The organism is Anaerobacillus sp. QJM3NY_32 (genome assembly GCF_056173645.1).
On the sequence record NZ_CM149684.1, the window covers coordinates 4,262,985 to 4,284,602 of the forward strand.

Consider the following 21,618-nt stretch of genomic DNA (forward strand, 5'->3'; position numbering starts at 1 on the left):
CGGTGTGTTTCCGCTTTAGTTTTTCCCCAATTTTTTATTTTGGTAGTTGGCTATGGCTGTGTATTCTTCGGTTAGTTTTCTTGAGATTCTGATGTAGATTGGTAGTAGTTCGGCGTAGGTTTCTACGTTTTCTTTTTTGGGTTGATGGCTGAATGTGTCTCCGACGAGGTCGGATACGATGCTTAGTGAATCGATTTCGCCGAGTGCTTTTTTACCGAGAACGATTGCACCGAGGCAGGAGCTTTCGTAGCTTTCTGGAACGGTTACTTCTTGGTTAAAGATATCAGCCATCATCTGACGCCATAGTGCGGATCGTGCAAAGCCGCCTGTTGCTTTAATTTGTTTAGGCTCTCCGATTAGTTCTTCTAATGCAAGAAGAACGCTATATAAGTTATAAATTACGCCTTCTAGTACTGCTCGAATCATATGTTCTTTTTTATGGTGCATGGCAAGACCAAAGAAGCTTCCGCGTGCATCGGAATTCCATAGTGGTGCACGTTCACCCGCAAGATAAGGATGGAAGAGAAGTCCATCGGCACCTGGGTTAACCTGCTCTGCAATTCTTGTTAGGATTTCATACGTATCAATCCCAAGTCGTTTCGCCGTTTCTGTTTCGGATGCGGCGAATTGATCACGAACCCAGCGGAATGTGATTCCTCCATTATTCACAGGGCCGCCAACTACCCATTTATCTTCTGTTAATGCATAGCAGAAAATTCGTCCTTTAGGGTCTGTTACAGGGCGATCTGTTACCGCTCGAATCGCTCCGCTTGTTCCAATTGTTACAGCAACGACACCTGGTTCAATTGCGTTAACGCCAAGGTTTGAAAGCACACCATCACTTGCACCAACTATAAAGTTCGTTGAAGAAGTTAATCCTGTCTCTTCAATATACGGCGCTTTTAAACCACTCATCATATGAGTAGTTGAAACGGGTTTTGATAGCTGATCTGCTGTCACTCCAGCGATTTTTAACGCATCATCGTCCCAGTCGAGCTGCTCCAAATTAAATAATCCTGTTGCTGAAGCAATGGAATAATCAATGACATACTCCTGGAAAAAGCGGTAGAAAACATATTCTTTAATGGAAATAAACTTTGATATTGACTGAAACAATTCTGTTTCATCATTTTTTAGCCAAACAAGCTTGGACAGGGGAGACATTGGATGAATAGGCGTTCCTGTGCGGCGGTAAATTTCATGACCGTCCATCTCATTTTTTATTTTCTCTGCCCACTTCGCACTTCGATTATCTGCCCACGTAATACAGTTTGTAAGTGGTTTTCCTTTTTCATCTACCCCAATTAAACTGTGCATCGCTGAGCTAAATGAAACAAATTTTACTTGTTCCCCTTTTAATGAGTTATCTTGAATCACTTTTCGAATCGACTCTACTACAGCTAACAAAATTTCTTCAGGATCTTGCTCAGCTGTTGCTGGTGTTGGTGTATACAATGGATATTCCACATTATGTTTTGAAACGGGTTGCCCATTTTCTTTATATAGAACGGCTTTTGTACTCGTCGTACCGATATCTACACCGATCATGTATTGCTTGTTCATCGTCATGAGCCATTCCTCCTACATCGTAATTGTAATTGACCTATTCACTGACTAGTATAGCTTTTCGTAGTCCTTATTACGAACTTGCCTATGATGAAGATCTGTAAGCGCGTTCAATTAACGCAAGATGTTTTGGTAAGAAAAGATCAGGAAGCATGTTTATACAAACATGCTTCCTCCTTTATCTTCCAAATTAATTGCTTTTTTCAGTTGCGTGACCGCCGAACTCATTGCGAAGCGCAGCTACAACTTTACCTGTAAATGTATCGTCTTCTAAAGAACGATAGCGCATCATTAATGCAAGAGCAATAACAGGCGTTGCTGTCTGAAGATCAAGAGCTGTTTCTACTGTCCATTTCCCTTCACCTGAAGAGTTCATAACACCACGAATCTCATCTAGGTTAGCATCTTTAGAGAATGCCTGCTCTGTTAATTCCATTAACCATGAGCGAATAACAGAACCGTTGTTCCATACGCGCGCCACTTTCTCGTAGTCGAAATCATATTCGCTTTTGCTTAATAGATCAAAGCCTTCTGCAATGGACTGCATCATACCGTATTCCACGCCGTTATGAACCATTTTTAGGAAGTGTCCACTACCTGATTCTCCGGCATAAAGGTAACCATCTTCAACACAAATATCTTTAAACAGTGGTTCGATCGTTTTGAAAACTTCGCTATCTCCACCAATCATTGTACAAGCGCCATTACGAGCTCCTGACTTACCACCGCTTGTCCCAACATCAAAGAAAGAAATTCCCTTTTCTAGGAGCATCTCACCTCGGCTTTTTGAATCTTTGTAGTGAGAGTTTCCTCCATCAATGACAATGTCACCACGATCAAGAAGTGTCGACAATTCTGTTGTCACAGCTTGAGTAATCTCACCTGCAGGAACCATCATCCAAAGAATACGAGGCGTTTCTAGCGATTCTACAACGTCCTTAAGAGAAGACTTACCATTAAAACCTTCTTCGTTCATTTTTTGTACTTGCTCATCATTGGCATCATGTACAACAACGTTATGTCCATGATCACGTAAGTTTAAAGCAAGGTTGTATCCCATTTTACCTAAACCAATTAATCCGACGTTCATATTAAAAACTCCTTAAGTGAATGAAATATTTTTTCCTATAATTTAATTATACATTAAATATTTTTTGTTTCAATTGGTTGAGTGGAATCTATTTTCATCTTAATTGTAATCGGTTACAATTATACAATCAGGAGTGATAGAGAGGAGAATGTAAATGTCCGATACGGAAACCCGTCACTGCCTTCCAAGAATTCGCTCTTCCTATTCGCAATTTAGCGAAAAAGAACGACAGGTGGCGGATTATATTTTGAACCATTCTAATAAAATTATCCATAGTACCATTAATCAGGTGGCAGAAGATTTAAACGTTGCAGATGCAACCGTTTTCCGCTTTTGTAAGCGAATTGGCTTTAAAGGCTTTCAAGCGATGAAAATTGCCCTTGCTGCGGAAATCGTGAATCCCATTCAGGATATCCATGAGACCATCACAGAAACGGATTCAACGAAAGAGGTAGCAGAAAAGGTCCTCCGTTCCAACATACGAACGCTTGAAGATACGTATCACATACTCGATAATGCAACCATTGATCAAGCTGTGCAGATTTTATTAAATGCAACTCATATTGAATTCTACGGAAATGGTGGTTCTGGGATTATTGCGATGGACGCCCAGCATAAGTTTATTCGAACAGGATTACGCTCAACCTCATACAGTGATGCACATTTACAAATCATGTCCGCTTCTCAGCTATCAAGTAGCGATGTGGCTGTCTTAATTTCTCATTCTGGAACGAACAAAGATATGCTTCGTGTAGCTGACATCGCAAAAGAAACAGGTGCAACGACGATCGCCATCACAAACCTGGCGACATCTCCACTAAGTAAAAAAGTTGATATTCCTCTTTATACTGTTTCACAAGAAACCGATTTCCGCTCTGAAGCGCTCGCATCAAGAATTGCACAGCTAAGTCTCGTTGATGCGCTTTATGTGAACGTCATGATCGCTCGAAAAGAAAAATCTAAGCACTCTCTTCAGCTTATGCGAGAGGCAATCTCTTCTAAACGAATATAGCCTCATACTAAAATCCGCCATCATTGGCGGGTTTTTTTATAGGTTTTACTGACACATCATAAAAGCACTTTGAAAGACAAGAAATAAGCTGTCATGCTAAACTGTAAGAGTTGGAATTACAGTACGTGTATTAAAAGGAGGACAACAATGACTATGAATCGAAAAATGCTTCAATCTTATACTCTACCTTCTGGCGTAGAATTAAAAAACCGTGTCATGCTTGCTCCAATGACAAACTTCTTATCAAATGATGATGGTACAGTATCCGCACAAGAGCTTGCTTATTATGAAAAGCGTTCTGGTGGAGTTGGCGCAGTTATTACGGCATGTGCTTATGTGCTCCCACACGGGAAAGGCTTTGCTGGTGAAATTGGCGCTAACCGTGATGAACAGATTCCTGGTTTGAAGAAATTAGCTGACACCATTCATGCAGAAGGTGCAAAGGCGATTCTACAAATATTCCACGGAGGTAGAATGTGCCCTCCTGAGCTCGTTCCGAATGAAGAAATTCTTAGCGCAAGTGCTGTACCCGCTGAGCGAGAAGGTTCGAAAACTCCTCGTGCAATGACAGAAGACGAAATTCAAGAAACAATTCGTGCTTTCGGCGAAGCAACGCGAAGAGCTATCGAAGCTGGGTTTGTTGGTGTTGAGCTTCATGGTGCCAATACGTACCTTCTTCAACAGTTCTTTTCTCCGCATTCTAACCGCAGAGAAGACACATGGGGTGGTAGCCTTGAAAATCGTATGAAATTCCCATTAGCTGTTCTAGAATCTGTTCAGGAAGCAATCAAAAAACATGCTAATGGCGCTTTCGTTCTTGGCTATCGGATCTCACCTGAAGAACGCGAAAATCCTGGAATCTCAATGGATGATACGCTTCAGTTTGTTGATGAACTTGCTTCACGGAACTTGGACTATGTTCACGTTTCACTATCCGACTTCTATCAAGGTTCAATGCGCGAAGAAGATGCTACACCACGCATGGAGATGATTAAAGAACGAATTGGTCACAACGTTCCTGTCATTGGTGTCGGCTCACTTCATACCCCTGTTGAAGTGGAAGAAGCGCTTGAGACTGGTGTACCTCTTATCGCTCTTGGCCGTGAAATGATTATGGAACCGAACTGGGTTGAGAAAGTTCAAAACGGTGACGAAGATAGCATTCGAGTGACGTTACGAAAAGACGCTCAGCAAGAACTTGTATTACCTGATCCACTTTGGAATGCCATTTTTAGCGTACCAGGCTGGTTCCCAATCGAAGAATAGAAAAAAGCAAAGCCCCCGCGTTTTAAAGTGCGGGGGCTTTGCTCATTTTAGAACGGGGCTCAAATTCTCTAACTTCTCAAATAAATGCCAGACAAAATCATCGACTCCAAGCTCACGATGTGGATGCAAATCCTCAAGATCTGGATCACTTACATATTTGTATATACCTTCTTTGGATTCCCATTCAACAAGCATCATCACTTGTCTCGGCTCGATATCCCCTTCTGGTGATGAATGTAGCTTCCCAATCGCAACAACCTTCCCTCCGTACTTACGTACTGGCTCCTCTGCCCTTTTTGCGTATTCAGCATATTCTTCTCCATCTTTTACGTTAAATAGATTCAGAGCGTACAAAGCCATGTTCATTCCTCCCACTTTTTGCTTTTCTAACGACAATCGGTATACCATTTAATACAGCTGTTCCTGAAACAGCATCAAGTCTTTTTTCATTACTTAATATATTCGTATTGACGCCTTTATTTTCCTTAGCCACCGTCATTTTCGTCCCATCTAGGTTATGACCATATCCATGTGGGATGCTGCCTACTCCAGGCATAATGTCTTCTGTTAATGCTACATTTACTTCAAGACTACCTGTATCTGATAGAACTTGTGCGAGGTCACCATCTTGAAGGTCAAGTCGCTTGCCATCTTCTGGGTGAAGCAATAACGTACAGCGATCCTTCCCCTTCATAAGAACAGGCAAATTATGCATCCAGGAATTGTTTGATCGTAAATTTCTTCGACCGATCAATACCATATCTACTTGTTCAGACGATTCTTCTTTAAGCCTTGCCACGTCTTTTACAATGACTTCAGGGGCTAACTCAACCTTACCTGTGTGAGTCAGTAATACTTCAGGAATTCTTGGCTTTAACGCTCCTAAATCAATTCCGTGCGGGTTTTGTTCAAGTTTATTTAGGCTTAAACCACCTTGCTTTTTGAAATGGTCTCCATAAGGACCTGACCTAAGCATATAATCAAGCATTCTCTCTGGACCAATTCTGCCCTCAAGGACGCTAATAATCTCTTTCGGATCCTGGTCGAAAAGGGGCGATTGTTCATTTTGCACGTCTTTTTTAATGAGGTAATGAATCGATTTCTCATCTAATTTCGCTGCTGCATTGTCATCAGGCTCTTCTTCTCCAACTAATGTCGCAAGCTTTAGGAGGATTTCCCACTCATCCAGCTGGGATTCTTTCTTTTCGAAAACAGGAGGCGAGTAGTGAGAAATGTTTCGAACAGACAGTTGATAAAATGAAAGATCATAGTGTGAGCGTTCAAGTGGTGTAGGAGCTGGAAGAATCACGTTAGCATTTCTTGTTGTTTCATTCAGGTAACAGTCAATGCTTACCATAAAGTCGAGATTTTCAATGCCGTTTTGTAAGCGCTTACTATTTGGTGTTGACAAGATAGGATTACCAGCTACAGTTACAAATGCACGGATCTGTCCTTCCCCTGGCGTATCCATTTCTTCTGCTAAACACGCAACTGGAAGCTCACCGAGTACTTCTGGCAGTTCGCTCACTCTGCTTCTAAAGCGATCAAATCGGTAGCCTTTTTTCTTAGATGTCTTGCCACCGGCTGCAGGAGTTGTGAACATAACACCACCTTCGCGATCAAGATTACCTGTCACAACATTGATCACATCAATCAACCAGCTATTTACTGTGCCAAATGTTTGTGTACATGTCCCCATTCTTCCATACACAGCAGCACACGTTGCGGAAGAAATATCCCTTGCAATGGTGCGAATCGTTTCTGAATCGAGACCACATATCGAAGCAACCTTATCAGGTGGAAAATCTTTCGCGAGCTCTTTCACTGTTTCAAGTCCATTCACATGACCCGATAGGTGAGTTTCCTTCGCTAACTTTTCATCAAACAACGTATGGAGGATACTAAACAAAAAATAACCATCTGTTCCTGGTTTAATAAAATGATGATCATCTGCTACTTTAGCTGTGGCTGTACGAATGGGATCAACAACAACAAGACGCCCACCGCGATCTTGTAATGCCTTCAGCCTTCCTCTCATATTTGGTCCTGTCATTAAGCTACCATTTGAAACAATTGGATTCGCTCCAATCACAAGAAAATACTGTGTTCGATCGATATCAGGGATCGGTATACTGAAATCACTACCATACATAAACTCAGCTGCTAGCTGCTTTGGAATCTGATCGACTGTGCTTGCTGAATATTGATTTCGACTACCGAGAGCACGAAGAAAGAGAGGTAAATAAAGTAAACCTGAGAGATTATGAACATTAGGGTTACCGAGGTAGACGCCCACTGCATCGCGACCATACTTTTCAATCACACGACGAAGCCCTTTCCTAACTTCCTTAAAAGCCTCCTCGTAGCTTACTGTAAACCACTCTGTTCCTTTTCGAATCATTGGCTCTCGAATGCGCTCTGGATCATGATGAAGTTCTTTTAAACTAAATCCTTTCGGGCACAAATATCCCTTACTGAAAGGATCTTTCTTATCACCCTCAATATGCGTTACTTCTCCATTCACCGTGTGAATTTCTAAGCCGCATGTGGCTTCACAGAGCGGGCAAGTACGGTAGTGAATCTTCTCCTCAGCAGTGGTCATCGCATATTCCTCCTTATGTTCGTTTAAATACCAACTGGTTAGTATTTAAAGTTTACTGAAAATTCCATCACTATTCAAGGGAAAGTAAAAGGATTCCGTTAGTTACAGAATCCATTTTTCTCTTAATGCTTTTGCAACTGCTTCGGCACGATGATTAGCTTGTAACTTTCGAATCGCCGTACTTATATAATCTCTCGCTGTAAAATCACTGATTCGTAATAACCTGGCCATTTCTTTCGTACTGTAGCCATCAGCTGCATATTGAAGAACTTCTGTTTCACGTTTGCTTAAGGGATTGGGTGACCGAGAGATTGGTGGGAGCATATAAGCAAGTGCCTGTTGAAAATAAATCATCACATCATCAATAAGCCCTTGATGAACCGTAACACCCTCTTCGTTTTTATCAATTAGGACACAGCCAATAGCAATTCGCTCAATGCTTAATGGAATAATTAAGACAGATGTTAAATCATAAGCTTCGATATATTCTGTGGGGAAGAGCTGATGATGCTGATCCATCACCAGGAAAGAAGGCTTGTTACTTAGAAGGACTCGTTGAATGGGTGGGATGCGCCGTATATCCTCACGTATAGCGCTCATAGAAAACACTCCACTACGATCAACGCGAAGAATGCCTTCTCCAACACCTGTAAAATAGGAAAAAGTAAAGAGACTCGCACGCATGAATGGAAAATGGGCAAGACATTGTTTAATCATTACTTCGCAACGTTGGATTGGATCTTTCATCTCTAACATCCGATGAAAAGATCGCATCCACGTTTCCTCATGCATCGACATGATTCACCCCTATCTTTTCAGGAATCGAACTGCCGTACAAAAATCGTTAAACTGTATATGTAAGCGCTTTCTAAGATAGCTCCTTCATTATAAAATTTGCTAGATTAAATCGCAAGTATTGAAAGGTGGTCAAAGATGCGGAAAGAAATGATAACGACAAGCAACCGCGGACTTCAGGAAGATTCCCTGCCATTTCGTCTTTATCAAAAAGCGAAGAAATTTGGCGGATGGGACCCAAGAGAGATTGATTTTACTCAAGACGTAAAAGATTGGCAGTTTCTAACCGGGGATCAACAAGAAGAGATACTGAGACTAATTTCTCAATTTCAGGCTGGTGAAGAAGCAGTCACATTGGACCTTCTGCCATTAATCATGGTGATCGCAAAAGAAGGAAGATTAGAAGAAGAGATGTACTTAACAACTTTTCTTTTTGAGGAAGCAAAGCACACGGAATTCTTTCGTGTATTTCTAAATGAGATTGGTCAAACCGGGGACCTGTCCCGTTTTCACTCCGACACCTATCGGAAAATTTTTTATTCTATATTACCGGAAGCAATGGGGAAACTCCAACAGGACCATTCTCCTGAAGCGCTAGCTGAAGCTTCTACTGTCTACAATATGTTTGTGGAAGGGGTTCTTGCTGAAACAGGCTATTTTTCTTTCTACGAATCTCTTGATAAAGCCAAGGTTATGCCAGGATTAATGAAAGGCGTTGGATTGCTGAAAAAAGATGAATCACGTCATATCGGCTATGGCACCTTCTTGTTACAGCGCCTGATTGCTGAACATCCCCACCTCTTTGAGATTGTGCAAAATAAGATGAATCAGCTCGCCCCACTTGCAGATCAGTTAACACAGGAAGGAATAGGAGAAAAAACACATAGCGCATTCGGAAATACACTTGATGCCACAATGGCCTTTTCTATGAAACAGCTATCGGTAAGGATGGACATCCTTGCACGCGCAAAAGGAAAAGACATCAACGAGATTTACCGTACTTCTGAATCCGATGTTGGCGTTCTTTAAAGTAAAGGAGGAAGAGCTATGTCAGTAAACGTAGAAATAAAGTCATTTCCGCTTTTTATTAATGGAGAATGGTCTCCTTCAGAAAGTGGTCAACTGTTCGAGGTGATGAATCCTGCTACTGGAGATGTAATCGCAAAAGTAACGAGCGGTAACGCTAAAGATGTTGACCGAGCTGTAGAGGCAGCATCCAAAGCATTCGATAATGAAGAATGGCGGGAGATGCCTCCAAAAGAGCGATCGAAAGTCCTTTACTCCATCGCTCAGAAAATCATGGAAAATGCAGAAGAACTTGTTGCCTTAGAAGCGCTCTCTTCAGGTGGCACCGTTAGAAGACTTGGATCCAATGACATCATTCAGATGGTGGATCTATTCCAGACTCTCGGTAAATTTGTGCTCGATTACACCTATTCAGAAACACTGCCATCTCCTCCGTTTCCAGGACCAGCTCATAACTTTATCTGGCGTGAGCCAATCGGCGTCTGTGCCGCCATAACGCCATGGAACATGCCTATGCTTATTGCAACGTGGAAGATCGCACCTGCGCTTGCCATGGGGAACACCATCGTTATTAAACCAGCGAGTTATACACCACTTACAACGCTCCGTCTCGCTGAAATTATTTCTGAAATAGTTCCCAGAGGAGTGATAAATGTTGTCACGGGTAGTGGAAAAGACGTTGGTGAACCACTCGCTACGCACCCCAAAGTCGATAAGATAGCTTTCACTGGTTCTACTGAAGTGGGACGTCACATTATGAGTTTAGCTTCTAAAACAGTGAAGAACACAACGCTTGAACTTGGTGGGAAATCACCTTCCATTATCCTGGATGATGCAGATCTTTCAATCGCCCTTCCTGGCAGTCTGTTCGGTGTCTTCCTTCACTCTGGTCAATTGTGCGAATCCGGAACGAGACTCTTTGTTCCAGATAAACTGTATGATCAGGTAATCGATGGACTCAAAGAGCTTTCTGAGAAGCTTGTGATTGGGAATCCAATTGATCCGGCGACAGATATGGGTCCGGTGGTTTCTGCTACGCAAAAAGAAGCTATCTTATCTTACATTGAGAAAGGTAAGCGGGAAGGGGCTCGTCTTATATGTGGCGGGAATGAAGTTAACGTGAAGGGCTGTGAGAAAGGACATTTTATTTCTCCAACAATTTTTGCCGATGTCACGAACGACATGACGATCGCCCAAGAAGAAATCTTCGGGCCTGTGCTTTCTGTTATCCGGTATAGCGATGTTGATGATGCCATCCGTATGGCGAACGATACGATTTACGGACTAGCAGCAGGTGTTTGGTCAACTGATGTGAATAAAGCCTATAAGGTCGTAAGAAAACTGCGTGCCGGTGTTGTTTGGATAAATGATTGGCATATGCTCAGAAATGATGCACCGTTTGGCGGATACAAACAAAGTGGCATTGGTAGAGAAATGGGCAAGCATTCTCTTGACGCATATACTCAGGTGAAGCATGTGCACACCTCCATGGTGCCAGAAATCGAACGGAGAAATTGGTACAGTCTTCTCTTTTCTAACCAATCTTAATAAAGGAGGTAAAACCGTATGACATTAACATATTCTCAATATTTGCTTCGAACGGCCATTCATAGCGGGGCAGGCACTCGGGCACTTGTACCCGATCTGTTCAGAGGACTTCAAGCAAAGCGTGTGGTTCTCTTTAGTGACCACGGACTTGAAAAAGCTGGTGTCGTTGAAAAGATCAAAGAGATATTCGATCTGACACCACATGGGACTGGCCCTGAACTTGCAGGGATTTATCTTGATATCAATCAAGATGCAGGGAGTCATGATGTTAATGCAGCGCTTAAATTTGCCAGGGAAGTAAGTGCGGATGGGCTACTCGCTGTTGGCGGTGGCAGCGTGATGGACACCGTAAAAGGGGTGAAATACGCCCTTCACAACGGATTAACAGATATTAAAGAAGCTATTCCAGGAGGACTTCTCTATTTATCCTGGCCAGAGGCCACTCATATACCAATTCCCCACATCTCGATCCCTACAACCGCTGGTACAGGATCAGAGGTATCTCCTATTGCCGTGATTTATAACGAAGAAATCAAGATGAAGACAAACATTATTCATCCATTTATTAATGCCGATATGGCTATATTGGATCCAGAATTGACAACGGGATTACCACCTATTATTACGGCTTTTACTGGATTTGATGCGTTAACTCACGCAATTGAAGCATTCGCCTCACCATCAGCCACATCGCTAACTGATGCTTATGCCCTCCAATCTATTCGCTTGATTGAGTCACATCTCTCAACTGCCGTCAACCAGGGAGATAACCTCACAGCACGTATGGAAATGCTCCAAGCGAGTATGATGGGTATAACGGCATTTAGCTTCGCCCTTAATGCCATTCCTGTGCATAATTTTGCGCATGCGTACGGAGCTCTTTTCCGCATTCCACACGGCCTTGCGAATGCCGTTTTTCTTCCGGTTGTAATGGAAATGCTCCCTGATCTCTATCTCCCAAAAATAAAGGAACTTGCTCGTGCCCTTCATTTAGAGACAACCGGCAAGAATAATGACACGTTGCTACAAGCTGTCATTCATAAACTAAAAGAAATGCAGCAGAACGTTGGTCTTCCAGCTAATTTCAAAGATTATGACATTAAGCTTGATGCACTTGACGCTACAATCGCAGCGGTAAAAATGGATCCTGCTGCTCTCAATTATCCACTTCCACCAGAATTAATTCGCGCAGTTGGCGAGCGCGTCATTCATTCCCAGAAGGTATTCGTATAACGAAAGAACCGTGAAGCTTAAGCTTCACGGTTCTTAGTATGCAAGTCCGATCGATTCTCGAATGTAGAGATGATCTGTTACGGTATGAAGCATAAAATCAGCTACATCTGATCGAGCGATGCGACGTCCGCCTTTTGGAATGCCACTTCGCGCTTTCCGATACTCTCCAGTCCGATCATCATTCGTTAATCCCATTGGACGAGCCACTGTCCACTCTGCTTCACTTGCAGCAAGAAGGTCGACTGCTCTTCGATGATCAGCAAGGACGTTCTGCAACAGCTTGCCTGCAACAAACCCTGTCACTCCAGGAATCTCTTTATTAATCCCAGCAGAAGCCATATAAACGATCCGCTTTACATCATGAATGCTCATCGCATCGAGGATATTTGCCGTCATTGTAGAAAGATCTGTTGTTTTTCCAAGTCCATTAGCACCCAAACATGAAATAATGGCATCAACGTCAGAAGTTATCGCCTGCTTCACATCAGCTGACTGCATCGCATCGCCAATTTCAACTGATAAATTTTTGTGAGTCGTTTCAAGTTTTGAAGGTGTTCGAACAAATGCAGTGACGGTATGGCCCGCTGCAATGGCCTGTTTCACAAAAGCATTTCCTGTACCGCCTGTAGCTCCGAATACAATTAGTTTCATGAGTACGACCTCTCCCTCTATTCAACGATCTTTATCTTTTTATCCCCGTTAATAGATATCAGTGAAACGCAAATACCCTATTTAATTTTCTTTATGAAAACAACCTTAAGATAGTTTCCTTCACGAAACTCTTTAATCGTACGAAAATCTTCAGGTAGTGTAAATTCTTCTAGCAGCTCATATTTACCGTTCGTTTCTTTAAATGCCTGATCAACAAACCCTTTAAACTTCTTCATATCATAGCCGCTATAGTTCGTTGAAGCGACAATCACACCATTATCTTCCGTAATTGAAATCGCATCTTTCAACAGATCTTTATAATCTTTAGCAGCACTAAATGTATGTTTCTTAGAACGTGCAAAGCTTGGAGGATCAAGAACCACCATATCAAAAGATAAATTCTTTTTAACGGCGTACTTAAAATATTTAAATACATCCATCACGAGGATGTTTTGTTCTTCATAATCAATGTCGTTAACGCTAAACTGCTCGATCGTCTTATTCAAGCTTCGATTAGCAAGATCAACGCTTGTAGTACCCGTCGCGCCACCTTCAACCGCAAATACCGAGAAAGCACCTGTGTAGGAGAACGTATTTAATACTGTTTTCCCCTTCGCGTATTGATCACGGATTAACTTTCGAACAGGGCGCTGATCAAGAAATACTCCAACCATGGCACCTTCATTTAAATACACAGCAAAGTTCACACCATTTTCTTTCACAATTAGCGGGAATTCGCCGCGTTCTCCTTCAACAAAATCATCATCTTCTACATATTGACCTTTCGCGTCAAAGCGTTTCTTCTCATAGATACCTTTAAAATCCACAAGCTGTTTTAACGCCTCTACTACAACATTTTTAAACGAATATATCCCTTCACTGTACCAGTTAATAAGATAATAACCGTCGAAATAATCGATGGTTACGCCTCCCAGGCCATCTCCCTCCCCATTCACCACACGAAATGCCGTTGTTGTTGGATCTTCAAAGAACGAAGTACGATGACGAAGGGCTTGCTGGATTTTCCTCACAAAAAAGTCCTGATCAATTGCTTCTTGTTCATTTTGTGAGAGCACCCAGCCATACCCCTTGTTTTGCCTTCCATAATAGCCTCTTGCAATAAACTGACCTTTCTCATCTTCTAGTCTTAGAATCGTCCCTTCTTCTTTCAAGACGTCTGCATTCACAATCGCTTCCTTGAATATAAGGGGATATCCTTTAAAAAATTTCTTTTGATGCTTTGCTTGCACCTGCACGCTTCGTTCGTTCCTCATCGTGTCATCCTAACTTTTCGAGTTTTTTTAATCTGCTTGCATTATATCACGTAACCTACCTGCTCCATAAACCGAACTTCCCTCTGGATAATTGGATTGATTCATTCAGAAACTAACGACGAAAGGTGGTGATGAATGGTGAAAACGAAAACAGGAACGGATATTGAGACAGTGAAACGTCTTAATGCAAATTCAGGCCTTACCTATAACCAGGCAAAAGAAATGTTGGCTAAAAAGATGAAGAAAGAAAAGAGTTAATTTCATTGAAACCGTGAAATGAGACGAATCATGCGCTTATCGTTTACAATAAGCTGGTGCTTTACTAACGCATCAGGAGGGTTTTAATGAACGAGAAAACAACTTCAAGCTATTTCAAAACCATTCTTCTTTTAAGTGTGGCGGTCTGGCTTGTTGTCATGAATACAACAATGTTTAATGTTGCTTTACCAAATGTATTAACTGAATTTAACCTTTCCCCTGCAGATGGCGCCTGGATTGTGTCTGGATACTCCATTATCCTCGCAATTTTCACGATTACGTATACTCGTCTATCGGATTATCTACCGATCAGACGCCTCTTAATTGCAGGGATTGTCATATTTGGACTCGGATCAGTTCTTGGCTTCTTTTCAGAGACATTTCCACTACTATTAGCTGCACGTCTTTTACAAGCAACCGGAGCAGCTGCAATTCCTGGACTATCTATGGTGTTTGCGGGACGATTCATTCCATTTTCAAGTCGCGGACGGGCGATGGCCATGATTGCTTCAGCATCATCTCTCGGGTTCGGACTTGGCCCTGTTGTTGGGGGCGTCGTAACGGAGTATCTTGATTGGAATTATCTTTTCACTGTAACTTTATTTGTAGTTTTACTCATACCAATTCTCTTTCGTCGTCTTCCGGAAGAGGAGGTTCGTAAAGGAAGCTTTGACATTATAGGAGGACTATTGACAGGGGCTACTGTTACAAGCTTTCTACTCTATATTTCAACTTTTAATTGGCTGTTTTTAGCTCTGGGCATTATCGTAGGCGGACTCCTCTGGCTTCGAATTACAAGAACAGATATTCCTTTTATTCAACCGTCTCTTTTTAAAAACAAAGGATATCGAAAGCTATTGTATATGAGCTATCTTGGGTTCACAACCCACTTTGCCATTTTACTTCTTATGCCACTCATGCTTCAGAACGTTTATGAAAAAGGACCTTCTGTCGTAGGGTATATTATTTTTCCAGGCGCCATGCTTTCAGCAGTTGCCGCTATTTATGTTGGAAGACTACTTGATCGATACGGAAACATGAAAGTGATTTATCTTGCTCACGGTCTGCTTCTCATCTCCACCGTGATTTTCTACTTCCTATCACCTCTAAATGAATTCATGATTATGATTGGCTATATGTTCACAAGTTTCGGCTTCTCAAGCCTTTCATCTAGTACAACGAACGAGGTGTCGCGCATTCTTCCTTCTGAAGAGATCGCCACTGGCATTGGTATGAAACAGCTCATACAATTTGTTGGGAGCGCCTCAGGATCTGTAGCTGGTGGGATCATGCTTGAACTTAACGGATTAACATATAGTACAGAATCATTCCAGCTAACGTATATCTTCTTATTTATCTTAATGGCACTATCAGCCATCATCATGTGGATATACGCCCGCAAATTGAAAACCTCAGTATAGATCATCTAAGCACTAGGAGACTAAATAACCCACCTCATGATGAGGTGGGTTATTGATTCGACAGGAATCGGGGAGTGCCTGTCACTCGCTATGTTTCAATCCCTTATTCCAAATAAGCGGTAAGATAAACGCAAGAACAAGGAGATACGCCCAGGTACCGAATGGAACTTTGGTTAGTATGAAGTGTACGACCCAGAATACAGGGATCAATAACGCAAACGGGATAGTCTTCCAACCATCACTTTGCCCGGCTGATTCAAAAGGCTCCGAAAAAGGAAGCGTGCCTTTCAATATTCGAAAACAAATGACGCTATAAATAAGAGCGATTAAGCATACGATGATCAAATCTGGAATAATTCGAACACCGAATAAAAAGGTATAAATCGCACTGATAGCCACAAACACAGGTGCAAATAGGCGAAGTAGAAAAGCCTTTAACGTACCCTTAATAATCACTCCAGAATTTTGTATAGGTGTGACATGATAAATCCATGACCCTTTACTTTTACTCGAATATTGAAGCATGATCACTATTCCCGGAACCATCATCATGCTCGCATAAATCGTTAAATAGGAGTTACCTGAAGTAAGGGCTTCAAATGACTGCCCAGCAGAATAGCTATTATACAGAAAAACAAAAGGAAAGATCATAGCAAACCCAAGAGAAGGATAGATCTTCAGTTTTAAATCACGTTCATTCTTTAGCATTCTCCCCGCAAATTGATAAAACGCATGCTCTTCTCTGCTTCGCGTGATAAGTGAAGCCAAACGTTCCATTCCCTTAAATGTCTTCTTTTTCGATGGGCCAGTCTGATCGATGAGCTTAAGAAGGTTCTTCTCAAACGTAGGTAACAATGATAAATATAGCCACAGAGCGATTAGTGGTATCAAAATAGCTAATGCGATAAAGATATAGTAATAAGCTCCGTTAGCCCCATTCAACACTACAGCAAACGGTGCACCAAACCAAACTGGCGGTAAAAGGAGATTCCACCATGTTGGTGAAAAGCCTACCTGTAATCCCGCAAATTCAAAAGCACGAGCAAGTACTTGATAACCGACTACGATGGTGATCGATAACCCTATTTGCACATAATTAATGACATCTCTTAAGCGTTCTCCGCCAAAAAATTTTAAGATGATGTAATACAGCAGCGCTGTCAGCGCCACAATTAACAAATCACTAAAAAACACTGTAACGACAAATAACACTCCAAATAAAATTCCATACTGCACAGTTCCTACAATAAGTGGAACAACAACAATCGCAGCCGTTAAGAAAAATAAATATATCGTAACGTGGACAGCCCGTGCTGCACTAATCGTTCGACGATCGACAGGTCTTGTGCCAATAACCGTTTGGTCTCGAACGTCTAAAAGAACAGAAGAGAAATCTGAAATCATCGCCGTCATAATTAAAAACATTAAAACGCCGAAAATCAAGCTCATCTGAAACATAAAATTGTCACCAAAAAACAGGATCGGAATCAACGTTAGCCCAATAAAAGCATAAAACCAGAGTGATTTAAGAAACTGGTTGGAATCTTTCTTTTTGTTCCCACTCATGTTCTGGCTCATTATCGTAGTAGGGCGTCTCCCATCCATCGTTAGCTTTACCTGAAGTATTCGACGCAAGGTTGGATAATCAATATCCAGCCGCTCAAATAGGAACCGAAAGAGGTCAAGAATCTTTAGTGTTGGAAAGTTCTTCATACATCTTCACGCTGCACGATTTGCACAAAATCTCCCGCAAGATTTTGATGCTCATTAAAACCTGTTAATTGATTAAATATCTCCTCAAGTGAGCCCTCTTTATTTTTTTGACGAAGCTGTTCAAAGCTTCCATCCGCAACAATCTTGCCATCATTTAGAAGGAGAATACGGCTACTAATTTTCTGAACGACCTCCATAATGTGTGAAGAGTAGAAAATCGTTTTCCCCTGAGCCGCAAGCTGAGCAAGGATTTCTTTAAATACCATGACACTATTCGCATCAAGACCATTGATCGGTTCATCGAGAAAAAGAATATCAGGGTCATGAAGCAAGCTAGAAATCAGTAAGACTTTTTGCTTCATACCTTTTGAGTAGGATGAAATACGAGATTCATAAACGTCTTCAAGCTCAAACACTCTCATCAGCAATCTAGCTTTATATTCCGCTGTATCAGCATCTAATCCGTAGAGTTCACCTGTAAACGTTAGGTACTCCTGGGCAGATAAGTTATCATAAAGGTCCGCCGATTCTGGAACATACCCGATTCTCTTTTTATAATCAACGCTATTCTTTTTAATATTTTCTCCAAATATCTCAACTTCACCAGCGTAAGTAGCTTCTAATCCGAGCATGATTTTAACAGTGGTACTCTTACCAGCCCCATTCGGACCAATGTAACCAATAATTTGCCCTTCATAAACATCAAGATCAATATTATCTAGAACGAGCTTTTCTCCGTACCACTTCGTCAATCCTTTCAAAGAAAGTACTTTTCCCGGTCCGTGTTCCATACAATCCCCTCCATATGTAAACTTCTACTTATTTCTACGAAACGTACGATAAAAGGTTTCATCCTGTCCACAAACCCTTTAGGTAGTATAATCAGGTCCTTTCACACCGAAAATTCATTTCGTCAAAAAAAAGACGATGATACTCACATCGTCTTTTTGAACTATTCGCCCTCTCTACTTAACATTCGATTGGCCTTCTTTGTCAGCCCATAGCCTTTGGAGATCTTAAGCAGCAAGCCGTCTTTCTCCATGTATTTGATCCCTTTGACAACATGTTTTTCTTGCCAATTCTGTAAAAGACCGAACACCTCATTTTCATGTAGTCTTTGTGCTCGTATCGCATTTGTTGCTTGTCCGGTAAAGACTTTTGAGAGCACATGAAGTGGCTCATTTTCATGCCCGATAATGAAGTGAAGCAATAACTTCATCTCGCCAATTGTCATCGTATGTTGCTTTACATTCATGTACTCTTCCTCATTCGAAGGGACATTTTGACTGATTGACTTTACTTTTTCCAGGTAGTCTCGAACAAAGGTGATTTCTCTTTGATCCAAATCCGGAAAAACTGTCCGAGGCTTAAAAGGTGCTATGGTATCGGTTAATACATGGGAAAACCAAATAAGTGGTGAGCCTGCTCGATCTTCTGGCAGTCTCACGCTTTTGAGCTGCTGATAAACCGTAACCGTAGATGGCGCTTCAAATAAAGCAAGTTCTTCTTCTGATAAAGTATGCTGAACTTGTAGCACTTCAGCATAAAGCGGTGCATACGGCTTGAATGCTTGAATCGCTTGAGACACTTCCTCTATTTTTTCTACTAAACGTGGAGTCTTGTCTACCATTTCATTGAATTGTCGTTCAATCGTTCCGATACGTTTCTTCGCACGGTCAATGTCAATTTCCTCGTTAAAATGGACAAGGTTTTCCTCTATATCATAATAAATCGCATATCCGCAGGCCTCACAATAAAATTCAACATCACCACTAGAAGGGTGAAGCATCATCTTCTTCTCATGATGACAAACTCCCTTTTCGGACCATAACCATTCATCTGGAACTTCGCGGTAAGGTCTCATCACAATGTCGACTCGGTGTCGCCAGTAAGCAAGATCTTCAGGAGAATTTAAAAGGGAGATAAGAGGCGAGTGATTCATCCTTTCAACCGCTTTTACAACGTTTTCTTTCTCTCTAGCCAATTGAAGAAACGGATGAAGTTGATACGCCTCTATAATGCGCTCTTCCCATTCTACACGAGACTTTTCAGCTAACTCCGCGCAAAAAAGGTAATCTCGAATAACCCGATCGAGATGACGATCAAGATCTTCCGTTGATAACTGTAAATAAAACTCTTGATAAGTAGAATTGTTATGGATGGGGAGGCCATGCATCGGTGAAAAAGTTTGCCACAATAATTGCTTTGGTTTGATAAGATGTGGGTAAAGCTCATCTTCTTTATTTAAAGGAATAGGTAAAACGGCTTCGTTTTCCTGTTCAAGAAACGTTTGCAACTTCTGCTTCTCTTCCTGGGTAAGAGCGCCAACCTTCCGTTTCACATGTTCGTGAAGACGATGAATCATGCCTTTTTGTACTTTCTGACCTACCGTTCTAATTCGTTTATTTTTCTTTCCCATTGGGACAAACGCAAACATCGGATAGGCATCAAAATGATAAGTATGATGTTCAACTGTCATTATGCAAAACCCGCTTTCTGTCTTTCAGCTGTTTATCCAACAGTATACGGCGGAATTTGGTATGGAAACAACCTTACAGCATGCAAAAAAACACATTCAGAGGAGGGATACATTTGTACGGCGCGGGGTATATAAAGAGAAAATAGAAATTGAGGAGCACTACAATTGAAGAAACGATCATGGTATCGCAAAAAACGTTGGATGATATTCATTATATTTTTAGTTATTTATGTAGGCGTTATCACTTATCACCGCTTCAAGCCTTTACCTGAAGGCGTATCCTACGCAGGTGAAGTTCATCAAATAAATGATGAAGACATCGAGTTTCTTTTTGACTTAACTTACGACAAAAAGGAGAAAGAAGTTTATGATCATAGTATTTTTGATGAAATCAACAGTACGATTCAAGAAGCCGATGATTTCCTTATTTTAGACCTTTTCTTATTTAACGGATACACGGATGGGAAAAGAGATTATCCAAAAATCAGTGAAGACTTAGCGAATACAGTAGTTGAAGTAATGAAGGCGAAGCCTAACCTGAAGGTTGTCCTCATTAGCGATGAAGTGAACACAACATATGGGTCTCACGAGGCTGACCAAATAAATAAAATTAAGGAAATGGGCGCCGAAGTTATTTTCACTGATCTTGATCGGCTGCGAGATCCAAACTTATTTTATTCAGGGCTTTGGAGAATGGGGATCACCTGGTTTGGGCAAGAAGGCAAAGGATGGCTTCCAAACCCAATGGCACCTTCAGCACCAAAAGTCACTGCACGATCTTATCTAGAATTGCTTAATGTGAAAGCGAACCATCGTAAAACGGTGACTACAGAAGATGCGGGTATTATCATGTCTGCAAATCCTCATGATGCGAGCGGTTTTCATTCTAACATTGCCTTTAAAGTGAAAGGCGAGATTCTAAATGACCTTATCGAAACTGAAAAAGCAGTTGCCGCCTATTCTGGAGGAAACGTATCGTCATTTCCAGACACTAAGTTGACCGATGAGAGTCCCGAGGCTGCTTCTAATGTTAAAGCTCAAATTGTGACAGAAAGTAAAATTCAGGATAGTGTTGTGACAGCTATTGATGATGCCAAAAAAGAAGAGCTGATCTATATTGGAATGTTTTATCTGGCAGACCGGGATATCGTTGATGCGCTTGTTGACGCAACCGAACGAGAGGTCGACGTACGTCTCGTACTAGATCCCAATCAAAATGCCTTTGGACAGCAAAAAATCGGCTTACCTAACCTTCCTGTGACAGCTGAGCTAGAGAAACAAGGAAGTGAGCATCTTACAATCCGCTGGTATGACACAAATAAAGAGCAATTTCACACAAAACTATTGTATATAAAAGGAAATAAAGAGAGCACAATCATCGGTGGATCAGGCAACTATACCTCTAGAAACCTGGATGATTACAATATGGAAACGAATATTCATTTAAAAGCACCTAACGATATTAAAGTCGTCCAGGATGTTGACCGCTATTTTGAGCGAATTTGGTCAAATAAAGATGGAACCTATACAGCTGACTACGAAAAATATCAAAACTCTCTTTCCCCCTATAAATATGTCATGTATATTCTTCAAAAATTATTCCAAGTAACCACATATTAACTATCATTAAAAATCCCCGGGAAAAATTTCCCGGGGATTTTTAGGTTACCTTGTTCTTCTTTTA

The 21,618-nt window shown here is 41.5% G+C and carries 18 protein-coding genes; 8 read left to right on the plus strand and 10 right to left on the minus strand.

Annotated elements, in window-relative coordinates:
* Positions 1-15: 15 nt before the first annotated feature.
* Positions 16-1,548 carry a gluconokinase gene (gene gntK / locus AC0VYH_RS21835; protein WP_475373815.1) on the minus strand — a complete coding sequence of 511 codons (1,533 nt, stop codon included), beginning with the start codon at positions 1,546-1,548 and terminating at the stop codon, positions 16-18.
* 208 nt (positions 1,549-1,756) lie between these two features.
* Positions 1,757-2,656: a phosphogluconate dehydrogenase (NAD(+)-dependent, decarboxylating) gene (gnd, locus tag AC0VYH_RS21840; protein WP_194218203.1), complete on the minus strand. Its 900-nt coding sequence runs from the start codon at positions 2,654-2,656 to the stop codon at positions 1,757-1,759.
* Between the two features lie 154 nt (positions 2,657-2,810).
* Between gnd and AC0VYH_RS21845 the strand changes: the two genes are divergently transcribed.
* Both AC0VYH_RS21845 and AC0VYH_RS21850 read left to right on the plus strand, forming a co-directional pair.
* Positions 2,811-3,668: a MurR/RpiR family transcriptional regulator gene (locus AC0VYH_RS21845; protein WP_194218202.1), complete on the plus strand. Its 858-nt coding sequence runs from the start codon at positions 2,811-2,813 to the stop codon at positions 3,666-3,668.
* Between the two features lie 153 nt (positions 3,669-3,821).
* Positions 3,822-4,934, plus strand: coding sequence for an NADH-dependent flavin oxidoreductase (locus AC0VYH_RS21850; RefSeq protein ID WP_475373816.1), 1,113 nt, complete (start codon positions 3,822-3,824; stop codon positions 4,932-4,934).
* A 42-nt stretch (positions 4,935-4,976) separates the two neighbouring features.
* Here the strand turns inward: AC0VYH_RS21850 and AC0VYH_RS21855 are convergent, their stop codons facing one another.
* From AC0VYH_RS21855 to AC0VYH_RS21865, 3 genes are all read right to left on the minus strand, one after another.
* A complete protein-coding gene (locus AC0VYH_RS21855) occupies positions 4,977-5,294 on the minus strand; it encodes a DUF1330 domain-containing protein (RefSeq protein ID WP_475373147.1) in 318 nt (105 codons plus the stop codon).
* A complete protein-coding gene (locus AC0VYH_RS21860; protein WP_475373148.1) occupies positions 5,266-7,536 on the minus strand; it encodes a molybdopterin-dependent oxidoreductase in 2,271 nt (756 codons plus the stop codon). The genes AC0VYH_RS21855 and AC0VYH_RS21860 overlap by 29 nt, the downstream gene beginning before the upstream one ends.
* Positions 7,537-7,638: 102 nt before the next feature.
* A complete protein-coding gene (locus AC0VYH_RS21865) occupies positions 7,639-8,334 on the minus strand; it encodes a LuxR C-terminal-related transcriptional regulator (protein ID WP_430245452.1) in 696 nt (231 codons plus the stop codon).
* A 135-nt stretch (positions 8,335-8,469) separates the two neighbouring features.
* Here AC0VYH_RS21865 and AC0VYH_RS21870 point away from each other — a divergent pair, with 135 nt between their 5' ends.
* Genes AC0VYH_RS21870 through AC0VYH_RS21880 form a run of 3 tightly spaced genes read left to right on the plus strand, consistent with a single transcriptional unit; the run spans position 8,470 to position 12,138 of the window.
* Entirely contained in the window at positions 8,470-9,360 is an 891-nt protein-coding gene (locus AC0VYH_RS21870; RefSeq protein WP_475373149.1) for a R2-like ligand-binding oxidase, read from the plus strand.
* A gap of 18 nt (positions 9,361-9,378) precedes the next feature.
* Positions 9,379-10,905: an aldehyde dehydrogenase family protein gene (locus AC0VYH_RS21875; RefSeq protein WP_475373150.1), complete on the plus strand. Its 1,527-nt coding sequence runs from the start codon at positions 9,379-9,381 to the stop codon at positions 10,903-10,905.
* Between the two features lie 18 nt (positions 10,906-10,923).
* The gene (locus AC0VYH_RS21880; RefSeq protein ID WP_430245449.1) at positions 10,924-12,138 is read left to right on the plus strand and encodes an iron-containing alcohol dehydrogenase; all 1,215 of its coding nucleotides are present in this window, start codon (positions 10,924-10,926) and stop codon (positions 12,136-12,138) included.
* 33 nt (positions 12,139-12,171) lie between these two features.
* Here the strand turns inward: AC0VYH_RS21880 and AC0VYH_RS21885 are convergent, their stop codons facing one another.
* Positions 12,172-12,789: an NAD(P)-dependent oxidoreductase gene (locus AC0VYH_RS21885; protein WP_475373151.1), complete on the minus strand. Its 618-nt coding sequence runs from the start codon at positions 12,787-12,789 to the stop codon at positions 12,172-12,174.
* A 77-nt stretch (positions 12,790-12,866) separates the two neighbouring features.
* The gene (locus tag AC0VYH_RS21890; RefSeq protein WP_475368261.1) at positions 12,867-14,063 is read right to left on the minus strand and encodes a class I SAM-dependent rRNA methyltransferase; all 1,197 of its coding nucleotides are present in this window, start codon (positions 14,061-14,063) and stop codon (positions 12,867-12,869) included.
* A gap of 135 nt (positions 14,064-14,198) precedes the next feature.
* Between AC0VYH_RS21890 and AC0VYH_RS21895 the strand changes: the two genes are divergently transcribed.
* Together AC0VYH_RS21895 and AC0VYH_RS21900 are read left to right on the plus strand one after the other, a co-directional pair.
* The gene (locus AC0VYH_RS21895) at positions 14,199-14,321 is read left to right on the plus strand and encodes a hypothetical protein (RefSeq protein ID WP_255622932.1); all 123 of its coding nucleotides are present in this window, start codon (positions 14,199-14,201) and stop codon (positions 14,319-14,321) included.
* Between the two features lie 86 nt (positions 14,322-14,407).
* On the plus strand, positions 14,408-15,742 hold the full coding sequence (locus tag AC0VYH_RS21900; protein ID WP_475373152.1) for an MFS transporter: 1,335 nt from the start codon (positions 14,408-14,410) through the stop codon (positions 15,740-15,742).
* An 81-nt stretch (positions 15,743-15,823) separates the two neighbouring features.
* Here AC0VYH_RS21900 and AC0VYH_RS21905 read toward each other — a convergent pair whose 3' ends face one another.
* From AC0VYH_RS21905 to AC0VYH_RS21915, 3 genes are all read right to left on the minus strand, one after another.
* Positions 15,824-17,308 (minus strand): hypothetical protein, encoded by a 1,485-nt coding sequence (locus AC0VYH_RS21905; RefSeq protein WP_475373153.1) that lies wholly within the window; start codon positions 17,306-17,308, stop codon positions 15,824-15,826.
* 143 nt (positions 17,309-17,451) lie between these two features.
* Positions 17,452-18,246 carry an ABC transporter ATP-binding protein gene (locus AC0VYH_RS21910; protein ID WP_430245440.1) on the minus strand — a complete coding sequence of 265 codons (795 nt, stop codon included), beginning with the start codon at positions 18,244-18,246 and terminating at the stop codon, positions 17,452-17,454.
* Between the two features lie 161 nt (positions 18,247-18,407).
* Positions 18,408-19,934, minus strand: coding sequence for an RQC-minor-2 family DNA-binding protein (locus AC0VYH_RS21915; RefSeq protein WP_475373154.1), 1,527 nt, complete (start codon positions 19,932-19,934; stop codon positions 18,408-18,410).
* A gap of 165 nt (positions 19,935-20,099) precedes the next feature.
* Here AC0VYH_RS21915 and AC0VYH_RS21920 point away from each other — a divergent pair, with 165 nt between their 5' ends.
* Complete coding sequence (locus AC0VYH_RS21920; protein WP_475373155.1) at positions 20,100-21,554, plus strand: phospholipase D family protein; 1,455 nt, start codon at positions 20,100-20,102, stop codon at positions 21,552-21,554.
* Positions 21,555-21,618 lie beyond the last annotated feature (64 nt).